The sequence below is a fragment of the Candidatus Tenderia electrophaga genome, assembly GCA_001447805.1.
GTDB classification, from domain to species: domain Bacteria; phylum Pseudomonadota; class Gammaproteobacteria; order Tenderiales; family Tenderiaceae; genus Tenderia; species Tenderia electrophaga.
This window is the reverse complement of sequence record CP013099.1, coordinates 3325851-3339363: the sequence shown is the minus strand read 5'-3', so window position 1 is coordinate 3339363 and position 13513 is coordinate 3325851. Positions and strand designations below refer to the sequence as shown.

Annotated in this window: 14 protein-coding genes; 10 read left to right on the top strand and 4 right to left on the bottom strand. The window is 62.2% G+C overall.

What is annotated here, in order from left to right; translation table 11 throughout:
* Window positions 1-3: 3 nt before the first annotated feature.
* The 3 genes from Tel_15165 to Tel_15155 are packed head-to-tail and all read left to right on the top strand — an operon-like array spanning window position 4 to window position 2025.
* Window positions 4-831 carry a hypothetical protein gene (locus Tel_15165; protein ALP54378.1) on the top strand — a complete coding sequence of 276 codons (828 nt, stop codon included), beginning with the start codon at window positions 4-6 and terminating at the stop codon, window positions 829-831.
* Between the two features lie 20 nt (window positions 832-851).
* A complete protein-coding gene (locus Tel_15160) occupies window positions 852-1259 on the top strand; it encodes a hypothetical protein (GenBank protein ALP54377.1) in 408 nt (135 codons plus the stop codon).
* 13 nt (window positions 1260-1272) lie between these two features.
* Window positions 1273-2025, top strand: coding sequence for a hypothetical protein (locus tag Tel_15155; GenBank protein ID ALP54376.1), 753 nt, complete (start codon window positions 1273-1275; stop codon window positions 2023-2025).
* An 18-nt stretch (window positions 2026-2043) separates the two neighbouring features.
* Here Tel_15155 and Tel_15150 read toward each other — a convergent pair whose 3' ends face one another.
* The 4 genes from Tel_15150 to Tel_15135 all read right to left on the bottom strand — a co-directional run bounded on the left by Tel_15150 (window position 2044) and on the right by Tel_15135 (window position 5939).
* Window positions 2044-2448 carry a hypothetical protein gene (locus Tel_15150; protein ID ALP54375.1) on the bottom strand — a complete coding sequence of 135 codons (405 nt, stop codon included), beginning with the start codon at window positions 2446-2448 and terminating at the stop codon, window positions 2044-2046.
* Window positions 2449-2601: 153 nt separating this feature from the next.
* A complete protein-coding gene (gatB, locus tag Tel_15145) occupies window positions 2602-4050 on the bottom strand; it encodes a glutamyl-tRNA amidotransferase (protein ALP54374.1) in 1449 nt (482 codons plus the stop codon).
* Between the two features lie 107 nt (window positions 4051-4157).
* Complete coding sequence (locus Tel_15140) at window positions 4158-5612, bottom strand: glutamyl-tRNA amidotransferase (protein ID ALP54373.1); 1455 nt, start codon at window positions 5610-5612, stop codon at window positions 4158-4160.
* Window positions 5613-5651: 39 nt separating this feature from the next.
* The gene (locus Tel_15135) at window positions 5652-5939 is read right to left on the bottom strand and encodes a hypothetical protein (protein ALP54372.1); all 288 of its coding nucleotides are present in this window, start codon (window positions 5937-5939) and stop codon (window positions 5652-5654) included.
* Window positions 5940-6110: 171 nt separating this feature from the next.
* Between Tel_15135 and Tel_15130 the strand changes: the two genes are divergently transcribed.
* From Tel_15130 to Tel_15100, 7 genes are all read left to right on the top strand, one after another.
* Window positions 6111-7160, top strand: a complete 1050-nt coding sequence (locus Tel_15130) for a rod shape-determining protein MreB (GenBank protein ALP54371.1) — start codon at window positions 6111-6113, stop codon at window positions 7158-7160.
* A 73-nt stretch (window positions 7161-7233) separates the two neighbouring features.
* On the top strand, window positions 7234-8097 hold the full coding sequence (locus Tel_15125; GenBank protein ID ALP54370.1) for a rod shape-determining protein MreC: 864 nt from the start codon (window positions 7234-7236) through the stop codon (window positions 8095-8097).
* Complete coding sequence (locus Tel_15120) at window positions 8097-8588, top strand: rod shape-determining protein MreD (GenBank protein ALP54369.1); 492 nt, start codon at window positions 8097-8099, stop codon at window positions 8586-8588. The genes Tel_15125 and Tel_15120 overlap by 1 nt, the downstream gene beginning before the upstream one ends.
* A gap of 9 nt (window positions 8589-8597) precedes the next feature.
* Window positions 8598-10445, top strand: a complete 1848-nt coding sequence (locus Tel_15115; protein ID ALP54368.1) for a penicillin-binding protein 2 — start codon at window positions 8598-8600, stop codon at window positions 10443-10445.
* 71 nt (window positions 10446-10516) lie between these two features.
* Complete coding sequence (locus tag Tel_15110; protein ID ALP54894.1) at window positions 10517-11581, top strand: rod shape-determining protein RodA; 1065 nt, start codon at window positions 10517-10519, stop codon at window positions 11579-11581.
* A gap of 29 nt (window positions 11582-11610) precedes the next feature.
* The gene (locus Tel_15105) at window positions 11611-12597 is read left to right on the top strand and encodes a hypothetical protein (GenBank protein ID ALP54893.1); all 987 of its coding nucleotides are present in this window, start codon (window positions 11611-11613) and stop codon (window positions 12595-12597) included.
* Window positions 12594-13448 (top strand): hypothetical protein, encoded by an 855-nt coding sequence (locus Tel_15100; GenBank protein ALP54367.1) that lies wholly within the window; start codon window positions 12594-12596, stop codon window positions 13446-13448. The genes Tel_15105 and Tel_15100 overlap by 4 nt, the downstream gene beginning before the upstream one ends.
* The last annotated feature ends 65 nt before the right edge of the window (window positions 13449-13513 follow it).

Genomic DNA, 13513 nt, shown 5'->3' with positions numbered 1-13513 from the left:
TTTGTGCCCAGCATCGCCCAGGTACTGGCCGAGGCCAAGACCCGCATTGATACGCTAGATGCCGAGGCGCTGCTGGCCCACGTTTTGGACAAGGAGCGCAGTTACTTGCGCGCCTGGCCCGAGCGCGACGTGGCGGCAACGCCACTCAGCGAGTTCCGGAACTTGGTGGCGCGCCGTGACCGCGGTGAACCCCTGGCCTACCTTACCGGCTGGCGTGAATTCTGGTCCCTGCGGCTGCAGGTCAGCCCCGCCACGCTGATCCCGCGACCCGACACCGAAGTATTGGTGGAACAGGCGCTGCAATTGATTCCGCCGCACGCCGACTGGCGCATCGCCGACCTCGGCACCGGCGCCGGCGCCATCGCCCTGGCCATTGCCAACGAGCGCCGCCGCTGTCGCGTCGTCGCCACCGACATCTGCCCCCAGGCCCTGCACATCGCCCAGGCCAATGCCCACCGCCTGGGCATCGATAACGTCGAATTCCGCCAAGGCGACTGGCACGCAGCACTGCATGCAACGGAACGCTTTCAGCTCATCGCCAGCAATCCACCCTACGTCGAGGCGCATGATCGCCACCTGCAGGACGACGGCCTGCCCTATGAACCCTTGCAGGCCTTGAGCCCCGGTGTCGACGGCCTGGCGGCCATGCGCATCATCGTGGCACAAGTAGGCCACCACTTACGTGCGCCCGGCTGGCTGTTGCTGGAGCACGGCTATGATCAAGGCGAGGCGGTGCGCGCCCTGCTGGCCCGGCATGGCTATACCGAGGTGAACAGCCGGCGTGATTGGGGCGATAATGAACGCATCACGGCGGGTCGCCGGCCGGCATAAACCGAATCACGGACACGGATATGGACACATTTACTCTGCCCCGCCCGCTGGTCAACACTATTCTGAATCAGGCGCAGCAATCCCCCGACAAGGAAATCTGTGGCCTTATCGGCGGCCGCGATGGCCGCGCCGAACACTGTTATCCCATCGACAATGCCGCCCTGGATCGGACGCGCCGCTTTCAAATGGACCCGCGCGCACAAATCGAGACCATGCGCCATATGCGCGACAAGGGCGAGGCGCTGATCGCCATTTACCATTCCCATCCGCGCGCCCCGGCGCTGCCCTCGGTCACCGATTTGAGCGAGGCCAGTTATCCCGAGGCGGTCTACCTGATCGTCTCCCTCAATACCATCGGCGTGTTGGAAATGGCCGCCTTTCGCATTAAAGATCGCCGGGCCGAGGAGATCGCCCTACAACTTGCCTAATCCGGAGGATGTCATGCACAAGATCGCCGCCACATTGCTTTACGCCCTGCCCTTGCTGGCCAACGCCGCCCCCGAGTTGAGCGGCACACCCCACGAGCTGTCGCAGTACTTGCTGGATCAAAAGAAAATCATTGCCATCGAGGGCGAGGCCGAGGAAAAGGTGGAGGCGGACCGCGCTGTGGTAAGCATCGCCGTGCGCACCAAGGAAAACAAACTCCAGGACGCCTTGCAGAAAAACGAGGCCCTCAGACACACCCTGCGGCAACAACTGCAGCAGGCGGGCATCGACGCCGAGGCCATCCGGGCCTCCAATTTTTCTTCCACCCCCGACTACGGTTGGTTCGGTGACAAGCCCAGCAGCTACGAAGTCAGCAACGAAGTCAAAATCTCCATTCGCAACGAAGCACAGCTGCAGACCATCGCCCGTCTGGTGGACAGCCACAAGGAAATCTTCCTCGGCACCATGACGTTTGAGGATTCGGCCGCCGCGACGAACACGCTGAAGGTGTTGGAAAAGGCGCTTACCATGGTTCAGGACAAACGGGCGCTTTACGAAGGACAATTGGGCGTGACGCTGCAGCCGATCCGCGTCAGCACCCCGCAGGTCTTCGCGCGCACCCCGCAGCTGCAACGCATGGCGCCGGCAAAACCGGGGCAAGAGGGTATCTCAAACACGGCCGACACGGCGCCGGCCAGCGGCGATTTCGGCGGCATTACTTACGGCGCCAATACACTGGTTGAATTCGTCGTACAGAGCGGGAAGTGAAGACGCGGGCGCGCCCGCTCAGTAGCCCTCGGCGATAAACGAGATGGTATGACTGAGCACGGCGCGCCATTGCTGTTCCAGCTCCGGCGTGAACTCGGGGTCGGACTCCGCCACCACGCCCATCAGGGTATCCAGCCAATATTTATAGAGTTCGGGACGAATGTTGAGCCGGTCGCGGGCATGGCTTTTACGCACCCGCTCCATGGCGTGGGTCGCAATCAGGTTGTCGCGCGGGTACAAGATAGCCATGGAGAGTGACTGCTTGAGTACCGCCTGCTGTTTGCGCATATCGATGCCACTGAACATGCGGGCAATATCGGCATGACTCGCCATGAGCCTGTCGTAGAATTCATTCATCAAATCATGGTTTCCCAGGCTGCGACCATAGCTCTGTTTGACTGCGTTGACGACGGCTTCGTCCATTTCCCATGCCTCCTTACCTCCCCAGCTCAAACGGGGCGTGCCTACAAAATGTTACTGTCAAGAAATGCTATCGGACTACACAAGGGGAATATTTAGGGCTGCACTTTGGTCGTTCCTGTGCCACGGAAAAGCCGCAAGGGCGGCGGCTTCGCGCTAATTCGAGGGTGTTTGGTCCTGCAGCTTTTGCTTAAGTAACTGATTCACCTGCGCCGGATTGGCCTTGCCCTGCGAGGCCTTCATCACCTGACCGACAAAAAAGCCGAGCATTTTTTCCTTGCCGGCCTTGTATTCCTCGATCTGTTTGGGATTGCGGGCCAACACCTCATCGATGATCTTTTCGATGGCGCCGCTGTCGGTGACCTGTTTCAGGCCTTTGGCCTCGATAATGGCATCGGCCTCGCCCTCGCCCGCCCACATGGCCGTGAACACCTGCTTGGCGATCTTGCCGGAAATGGTGTTGTCTTGGATGCGCTTGATCATGCCGGCGAGCATCTCGGCCGAGACCGGACTGCCGGCCAGTCCCTTGCCCTCACGGTTGAGCGCGCCGAGCAGCTCGACGATGATCCAATTTGCCGCCAGTTTGGCGTCGGCGCCGGCCTGCACCGCAGCCTCAAAAAAGTCGGCCAATTCGCGGCTGCCGGTGAGAATGACGGCGTCTTCGGCCTTGATGCCGTAGTCGTCAATAAAACGCTGCTTCTTGGCCGCGGGCAGTTCCGGCAGGGTGGCGCGCACCGCCTCGATGAAGGACGCCTCCACCGCCACCGGCAATAGGTCGGGATCGGGAAAATAGCGATAGTCGAAGGCCTCTTCCTTGGCGCGCATGGAACGGGTCTCATGTTTATCGGCGTCATAGAGGCGGGTCTCCTGCACCACCTCGCCGCCGCCTTCGATGATTTCGATCTGGCGCTCCACTTCATAATTGATGGCGCGCTCGATGAAACGGAAAGAGTTGAGGTTCTTCAGCTCGGCGCGGGTGCCGAATTTCGACTCGCCTTTAATCCGCACCGAGACGTTGGCGTCGCAGCGGAACGAGCCTTCCTGCATGTTGCCGTCGCAGATCTCCAGATACTGTACGAGCGAATGAACCTTGCGCATATAGGCCACCGCCTCCTTGGCGTTGCGCAGGTCGGGCTCGGAGACGATCTCCAGCAATGGGGTGCCGGCACGGTTCAGGTCAATGCCGGTCATGCCGTGAAAGTCCTCGTGCAGCGACTTGCCCGCATCCTCTTCCAGGTGGGCGCGGGTGATGCCGATGGTCTTGGTGGCACCGTCCTCCAGCTCGATGTCCAGATGGCCGTTGGCGACAATGGGCAGTTCGTACTGGCTGATCTGGTACCCCTTGGGCAGATCGGGATAGAAATAATTCTTACGCGCAAAAACCGAGCGGCGGGTGATCTCGCAATTGGTCGCCAGGCCGAACTTCACCGCCATGCGCACCGCCTCCTTGTTCAACACCGGCAACACCCCGGGCAACCCCAGGTCGACGGCGCAGGCCTGGGTGTTGGGCGCGGCACCATAGGCGGTGGAGGCGCCGGAAAAGATCTTGCTCTTGGTGGCAAGCTGGGCGTGAATCTCCAGACCGATGACGACTTCCCATTGCATTGCTGAATTCCTCTTAAATCTAATATGTTAACCGCAACGGACGCGAAGTAACGCCAAGGATAGTTCGGTTTTAACTTTGCGACCCTTTGCGTCCTTCGCGGTAAGGATTATTGAAAGCCCTCCGGCGCCCGGTTGTGCCAGTCGCTCACCTGCTGGTATTGATGCGCCACATTGAGCAGGCGCGCCTCGTCGAAGTAGTTGCCAATGATCTGCAGCCCCACCGGGCGCTTGCCGACGAAACCGCAGGGCACCGATATCCCCGGCAGACCGGCCAGGTTGGTGGCGATGGTGTAGGCGTCTGAAAGATACATGGTGACCGGGTCGTCGGTGCGTTCGCCCAGGTTGAAGGCCACCGTGGGCGAGGTGGGCCCCATGATCACATCCACCTTTGTGAAGGCCTGCTTGAAATCCTGACTGATGAGCTGACGCACTTTTTGCGCCTTCAAATAATAGGCATCGTAATAACCGGCCGACAGGGCGTAGGTGCCGATCATGATGCGGCGCTTGACCTCGGGGCCGAAGCCCTCGCCGCGCGAACGCTTGTAGAGATCCATCAGGTCGTTGGGAGCGTCACAGCGATGGCCGAAGCGCACACCGTCGAAACGCGACAGGTTGGAGGAGCACTCGGCCGGGGCGACCACGTAATAGGCCGGCACCGACAGGCCGGTATTGGGCAGGCTGATATCCACCACCTCAGCGCCCAGCTTTGTGTAGTCCTCGATGGCCGCCTGCACCGCAGCGGCCACGTTATTGTCCAGACCTGCGGCAAAATACTCCTTGGGCAGGCCGATCTTCAGCCCGTTCAGCGACTGGTTCAAATCCGCCGTGTAATCGGGTACGGGCTGATCGGCGCTGGTGGAGTCGCGCGCGTCGAAACCGGCCATGACATTCATCATCAGAGCACAGTCCTCGGCGCTGCGCGCCATGGGGCCGGCCTGATCCAGACTGGAGGCGAAGGCGATCATGCCGTAGCGCGAGACGCGGCCGTAGGTGGGCTTGAGGCCGGTGATGCCGCACAGCGCCGCCGGCTGGCGGATGGAGCCGCCGGTATCGGTGCCGGTGGCCGCCGGCGCCAGACGCGCCGCCACCACCGCGGCCGAACCGCCGGAGGAGCCGCCGGGCACGGCGTCCAGGTCCCAGGGGTTTTTCACCACGCCGTAGAAACTGGTCTCGTTGGAGGAGCCCATGGCGAACTCGTCCATGTTGGTCTTGCCCAACATCACCGCGCCCGCCTGTTTGAATCGCTCGATCACGGTGGCGTCGTAGGGCGAGATAAAGTTGTCCAGCATCTTGGACGCGCAACTGGTCTTCACGCCCTCGGTGCAGAAGATGTCTTTCTGGGCGATGGGGATGCCGGTCAGCGGCGCGGCGCCGCCGGCCTTGATGTCGGCGTCGGCGGCCCGGGCGGCGGCCATGGCCGCGTCCCGGGTGACGGTAATATAGCCGTTGACCTGGGCATCCAGCTGTTCGATGCGGTCGAGATAGGCGCGGGTGAGTTCCTCGCTGGAAAATGCGCCGGCCTTCAGGCCCGCCGACAGCTGGGCAATGGTTTTTGTGTGCATAGTCTAAATCGTTTTAAGTGTCCGGGCTGGAAGCAGAGTTCACTCAATCACCTTGGGCACCAGGTACAGCCCGTTTTCGGTCTGCGGCGCGAGGGCTTGAAAGCGCTCGCGCTGATCGGTCTCGGTGACCGCATCCTCGCGCAGACGCTGGGCCATCTCCAGGGGGTGGGCCATGGGCGCGACAGCGCTGGTATCCACGGCGTCCATCTGCGCCACCAGATCGAGAATCTTGGATAGGGTAGCGGCCATTTCCGGAACATCCGGGGCCGCAATCTCAAGACGCGCCAAGTGGGCGATCTTGTCCACATCACTCCGCTCAAGACTCATTTGTTCACTCCGCTGCTTGGATATTCGCGTTATGCCGGCCTGAGCCGACGCAAGGCAGGCAAAGTTAGCACAATTGCGCGCTTGCCCAAAGCCCTGACAAATTGCTAAATTACCGCAGGTTTTGGCCGTAACTCTATTCAGTCTCTATTTTTTAACAGGTAACTCATCCAAATGGTCTTCAAGCGCTTTCGCGGTATCTTCTCCAATGATCTGTCCATTGACCTCGGTACCGCCAATACCTTGATCTATGTCCGCGGCCAGGGCATCGTGCTCAACGAACCCTCGGTGGTGGCCGTGCGTCAGGACCGCGGTCCCGGCGGCCCCAAGAGCATCGCCGCGGTGGGCATGGAGGCCAAGCGCATGATCGGCCGCACGCCGGGCAGCATCGTTGCCATCCGGCCGCTCAAAGACGGCGTCATCGCCGACTTTACCGTGACCGAGAAGATGCTGCAGCACTTTATCCGCAAAGTGCATGAAAACAAGTTTTTTCGTCCCAGTCCGCGGGTATTGATCTGCGTCCCCTGTGGCTCAACCCAGGTGGAGCGCCGCGCCATCAAGGAATCGGCCGCCGGCGCCGGCGCCCGTGACGTGTATCTGATCGAAGAACCCATGGCCGCCGCCATCGGCGCCGGCATGCCGGTAGGCGAGGCACGCGGTTCCATGGTGTTGGATATCGGCGGCGGCACCAGCGAGATCGCCGTGCTATCGCTCAACGGCATCGTCTACTCGGCTTCGGTGCGTATCGGCGGCGATCGCTTCGACGAGGCCATCATCAACTACGTGCGCCGCAACTACGGCACCCTGATCGGTGAAAGCACGGCGGAGCGCATCAAGCACGAAATCGGTTCCGCCTATCCGGGCAAGGAAGTCCTGGAGATCGAAGTGAAGGGCCGCAACCTGTCCGAGGGCGTGCCGCGCAGCTTCACCCTCAACAGTAACGAGATCCTGGAATCCCTGCAGGAGCCGCTCACCGGCATTGTCAGCGCGGTGAAAACGGCCTTGGAACAGACGCCGCCGGACCTGGGGTCCGACATCGCCGAACGCGGCATGGTGCTCACCGGCGGCGGCGGTCTGCTGCGCGACCTGGACCGGCTGCTGATGGAAGAGACGGGGCTGCCGGTGATCGTGGCGGAAGACCCGCTCACCTGTGTTGCCCGCGGCGGCGGCCGCGCCCTGGAGATGATCGACGAGGGCGGCACTGAGCTGTTTTCTGTGGAGTAATCCTGCCGCCGGCCCTTGAACGGACGGCTGAATTGGCAGTCAACAGCCCCGGGAAGGGGCTGGAGAGAGCGTCATAAAACCTCTATTCGTACACGGTTCATCCGCCAACGTACGCTTTGTGGCGTGCGCCCTCGCGTGTGTCCTGCTGATGGTGCTGGATCACCGCTTCCAATACCTGAAAGAGGTGCGCGCCGCGGTCTCGGTGGTGGTCTACCCTATCCAGACCCTGGTCAACCTGCCCGTCACCGCGGGCGCATGGATGGGTGAAAGCTTTGCCACGCGCGAAGCCCTGATGGCCGAGGTCACCACCCTCCAGACCCAGCAACTGCTCTACGATGTGCGACTGCAGAAGATGGCCGCGCTGGAGAGCGAAAACATGCGCCTGCGCCAGCTGCTCGATTCCTCGTTTAAGGTGGGCGAGCGGGTGCTGATTGCTGAGCTGTTGGCGGTGGATATGGAACCCTTCTCCAGCCAGATCGTGGTCAACAAGGGCGGCGGCGACGAACTCTACCCCGGCCAGCCGGTGCTCGACGCCCACGGCATCATGGGCCAGATCACCCGTGTCGGCCCGCTCACCAGTACCGCCATGTTAATCAGCGACCCCAATCATGCTATCCCGGTGGCGGTAAACCGCAACGGCCTGCGCGCCATCGCCATCGGCACCGGTAATCCGGAGGAATTAGACATCCCCCACTTCCCCAACAACGCCGACATCCAGGTGGGCGACCTGCTGGTGAGCAGCGGCCTGGGGGGCCGTTTTCCGCAGGGCTATCCGGTGGCCACCATCAGCGCCATCGATATCGACCCGGGTCAGCCCTTCGCCCGGGTCAGCGCCCGCCCGGCGGCGGAACTGCAGCGCAGCCGCGAGGTGTTGCTGGTATGGCCCACCATACCCGAGACTGAACCCGCGCCGCGGGCCACGGAGGCGCAGAACTAATGGCCCAGGTCACCCGCGGCGGCGGCATGATCATCATCGGCCTGACCTATGTGGCGGCGCTGATCTTGACCCTCATCCCCCTGCCTCAATGGATGGCGGCCTTCCGCCCGGAGTGGCTGGCGCTGGTGCTGATCTATTGGTGCATGGCCCTGCCGCACCGCATCGGCATCTTCACCGCTTTTGGCCTGGGCCTGATGTTGGATGTATTAAAAGGGGCCCTCTTGGGTCAGCACGCCCTGGCGCTGGTGGTTGTCGTTTATCTTACCCAGAAGGTATATCAACAGATTCGCATCTTTCCCATGTGGCAACAGGCGCTCAGTATCATGGGTCTGCTGATTCTGTATCAAGTGCTGGTGATGTGGGTCAATGGCATCACCGACCTCAAGAGCAGCAGCTGGAGCGACTGGCTGCCCGCCGTCAGCTCCACCCTGTTGTGGCCCTGGATCTATCTGATTCTGCGAGATATCCGTCGCCACTTCGGTATTAAGTAGTCGTTACCCATGGCCCACCGCATCGCCATCAAGGACCACTTCCGCGAAACCCAGCTGTTTACCTCGCGCGCCGTGATCGCCTTTATCGGGATCCTATTGATCTTGCTGGCCATTGTCGCGCGCATGGCCTATTTGCAAATCATCGGCCACGAGCACTACACCACCTTATCGCAGAACAATCGCGTCAGCCTTCAGCCGCTGGCGCCGACGCGCGGCCTGATCTTCGACCGCAACGGCGTCATCCTGGCCCAGAATCTGCCCACCTACGCCTTGGAGGTGGTGCCGGAACGGGTCGACGACCTGGACGCCACCATTGCCGAACTGGCCGAGATCGTCGCCATCAGCCCAACAGATATCGAACGCTTTCATGAACGCCGCCAACAATCGCGCCGCTTCCAGCCCATCGCCCTGCGCCACCGCCTCAGCGACGAGGAGGTGGCACGCCTGGCAGTGAACCGCCACCGCTTTCCCGGCGTGGAGATCGCCGCGCGGCTGACGCGCGATTATCCGCAAAAGAATCTCGCTGTACATGCCGTGGGTTACGTGGGCCGCATCAATGAACAGGAGCTGCAGCGCATCAATGCCTCCAACTACGCCGCCAGCAGCCATATCGGCAAGCTGGGCATCGAAAAGGCCTATGAGGAACTGCTCCACGGCACGGTCGGCTTTCAACGCGTCGAGACCAATGTGCTGGGCCGCACCCTGCGCGTGCTGGACCGCAGCCCGCCGGTGCCGGGCAAGGATGTCGTGCTGACCCTGGATACCGAGCTGCAACGCAGCGCCAAGCAGGCCATGGCAGGGGAACGCGGCGCGGTGGTGGCCATCGATCCGCGCAACGGCGATGTGCTGGTGATGGCCAGTCTGGGTGACTACGATCCCAATCTGTTCGTCAACGGCATCGACCACAAGACCTATAACGCCTTGCAGACCTCGCGCGCCAAGCCGCTGTTCAACCGCGCCCTGCTGGGCCAGTACCCGCCCGGCTCAACCATCAAGCCGTTTGTCGGCCTGGCCGGCCTGGAGTCGGACACCGTTACGCCGCAGACGCGCATCTTCTGCCGCGGCTGGCACACCATCAAGGACGATGAACGCAAATACCGCGATTGGAAAAAACAGGGCCACGGCATGACCGATCTGAGGAAGGCCATTACCGAGTCCTGCGATGTCTATTATTACGATCTGGCCCAGACCATGGGTATCGACCTGATCCACGACTTTCTCGCCCCCTTCGGCTTCGGCCGCAAGACCGGCATCGACATCGCCGGCGAGGCCAGCGGCATCCTGCCCTCCACCGCGTGGAAGCGGCGCGTGCGCGGCGAGCCCTGGTATCTGGGCGAGACCCTGATCGCCGGTATCGGCCAGGGCTATACCCTCTCCACGCCTTTGCAATTGGCACGCGCCACCGCCATTCTGGCCGGCCGGGGGAGTGCCGTCCGACCCCGTCTGCTTGATCACGTACTGCAATCCGCAAACGCACAACAGGCGATTGCCAGCACCGATCCGGACAGCCTCATCGCCAAGATCAAACCCGAGCACTGGGACACGGTGATCAGCGCCATGGAAAACGTCATCTACGGCCAGCACGGCACGGCGCGCCGACTCAATCGCGGCCAGCCTTACAAGATCGCCGGCAAGACCGGCACCGCCCAAGTATTCGGCATCGAACAGGACGAGGAATACGTGGAAGAGGATGTCGCCAGTCACCTGCGCGACCACGCCCTATTCATCGCCTTCGCCCCCGCCGACGTGCCGCGCATCGCCGTGGCAGTCATCGTGGAGAACGGCGGCAGCGGCGGCGCAGTGGCGGCCCCCATCGCCGGGGCGGTAATCGATCAATATCTGGGAGCGAAACCATGAATCAGGCGCGCAACTACGGCCACTGGATCGACCGGCGCAATAAGGGCGGCTTCGGCAGTCGCACCCTGCACATGGACTGGCCCCTGCTGCTTGGACTGGTGGCCCTGTCGGCGGTCGGCCTGGTGGTGCTCTACAGCTCCGGCGGCCAGGACATCGGGCTGGTGTGGCGTCAATGCATCCGTCTCGGCATCGCCTTCGGGGTAATGTTTTTCTTCGCCCAGATCGCGCCGCATCACATCGAACGCTGGGCGCCCTGGGTGTATGGCGCCGGGGTGCTGATGCTGGTGGCAGTGCTCGTCATCGGCGATGTGGGCAAGGGGGCGCAGCGCTGGCTCGACCTGGGCCTGTTCCGCTTCCAACCCTCCGAGATCATGAAGCTGGCGGTGCCCATGATGATCGCCTGGTATCTGGCCGAAAATACCCTGCCGCCGTCGCGTCGCGCCATTGTCGTCACCGCCGTGATCATCCTGGTGCCGGTGGCTATGATCGTCAAACAACCGGACCTGGGCACCTCGTTGTTGATCGCCATGGCCGGCATCTTCACCGTGCTGCTGGCCGGCATCTCCTGGCGTCTGGTGGGCGGCTGCGCCATCCTGGCCGCGGCCTGCGCGCCGCTGCTGTGGTTCTTCGGCATGCACGATTACCAACGCCAGCGGGTGTTGACCTTTCTCAATCCGGAAAGCGATCCGCTCGGTTCCGGCTACCATATCATTCAGTCCAAGATCGCCATCGGCTCGGGGGGGCTGTACGGCAAGGGCTGGCTCAACGGCACCCAATCGCAACTCGAGTTTCTCCCGGAGCGCTCCACCGATTTCATCTTCGCCGTGTTCGCCGAGGAGTTCGGCTTTTTCGGCATCCTGATCCTGCTCGCCATCTATCTGTTCATCATCGCCCGCGGCCTGTATATCGCCGTCCAGGCCCAGGACAGCTTCACGCGCCTGCTGGCGGGCGCCCTGACACTTACCTTTTTCGTCTATCTGGTCGTCAACATAGGTATGGTCTCGGGCATGCTGCCGGTGGTGGGGCTGCCCCTGCCGCTGGTGAGCTACGGCGGCACCTCGATGGTGACACTGATGGCGGCCTTTGGCATCCTGATGTCGATCCAGACACATCGCAAACTACTCACCAGCGGGTAATTCACATCATGCAAAAACTCGGACACGGACTGTTGCTCAACACGCTGCTATGCGGCCTTCTGACCCTACCGCTGACGGTCGGCGCCAACACCGCCGCGCGCCAGGATGTACAGGCCTTTATCGAACGTATCGCCGACACCCACAAATTCGAGCGCGGCGAATTGCAGCGCGTGTTTGAACAGGTGGAGATTCGGCCCGAAATCATCGACGCCATGAACCGACCCTACGAGGCCAAACCCTGGCATCAGTACCGCCCCCTCTTCGTCACCCAGGCGCGCATGGATGAAGGTGCCGAATTCCTGCGCCAGCACCACAGCGTGCTGCAACGGGCCGAGAGCAAATACGGCGTGCCGGCCGAGATCATCACCGCCATCCTCGGCGTGGAGACGCGCTACGGCCGGTATCGCGGCAAGTATCGGGTGGCCGACGCGCTGGCCACCCTGGGCTTCGACTATCCGCGCCGCAGCACGTTTTTCCTCAAGGAGCTGGAGGCGTTTCTGCTGCTCAGCCGCGAAGAACGTTTCGATCCGCTGGCGGTGACCGGCTCCTATGCCGGCGCCATGGGCAAGCCGCAATTCATCTCCAGCAGCTATCGCCACTACGCCGTGGACTTCGACGGCGATGGCATTCGCGACCTGCTCGACAACAGCGCCGACGCCATCGGCAGCGTGGCCAATTATCTGGCCCGCCATGGCTGGCAGCGTAACCAGCCGGTGGCCGTACCGGTGCTGCCCGGCGCCGGCGCGCCGACTGAAAACGGGCGTTTAAAAAAACCCGACACCGCGATTCAACAGTGGCGCCAACGCGGCTATACGCCCGAGCACAGCGTCTCCGAGCAATGGGAGGCCGATCTGATCGTGCTGCAAAGCAAAACCGGGCCGGAATACTGGCTCGGACTGCGGAATTTCTACGCTATCACACGCTACAATCACAGCGAACTGTATGCCATGGCGGTCTACCAACTGAGCCAGGGCATCAAGCGCCAACTCCAGGCACAGGCTAATATTGACCAATGACCTCCTCGCTGCAACGCATGCACCGTTTCACCCCCGCCCTGGCCCTGCTGGCCCTGCTGGGCGGCTGTGCCTCGGGTCCGTTTCAGCGTGGTGACGGCGCCCCCAGCGGGCATGTCAACGTGGACGCCATTCCCGACGCCGTGCCGCGCCACGAACCACTGAGCAAATACGGCAATCCGCCCACGTACATAGTGCATGGCAAGAGTTATACGACCTTGAACAGCAGCCAAGGGTTTATCGAGCGCGGCATCGCCTCCTGGTACGGCACCAAGTTCCACGGCCGGCGCACCTCCAGCGGCGAGACCTATAACATGTACGCCATGACCGCGGCGCACAAGACCCTGCCCCTGCCCACCTATGTGGAGGTCACCAATCTGGACAACGGTCGCCGCGTCATCGTCAAGGTGAATGACCGCGGCCCGTTTCACGACGGCCGCATTATCGACCTCTCCTACGCCGCAGCCATCAAGTTGGGCATTAACACGCACGGCACCGGCCGGGTGGAGATCCGCGCCATCGACCCGTCCCGGCCCCAGGCCCACCGTCTGGCGCAGCAACGGGTACAGCCAACCGCCCCGGCAGATGCTGTCAAAACGGCGCCAGACGCCGCATCTGACCAGCACCTGTATCTGCAGGTGGGCGCCTTCAATTCACGCCTGAATGCCGAAAACCTGCGCCGCCGCCTGGCGCAGATGGCTGGCAGCCCGGTGCATATCTTTCCCGGCAGCGACCCGACCCAGCCGGTCTATCGGGTACGCATCGGCCCGCTGGCGAGCGACCAAGAGGCGCAGCAGCTGGCCTCGCGCCTGGTGCATCAGGGCATTACCAATACCAGCGTGGTCATTGACTAAATCAAGACGACAATTACATTTTCCGGAACATTCCCGGTAAACTAGCGTCCATTGATTACCATTCC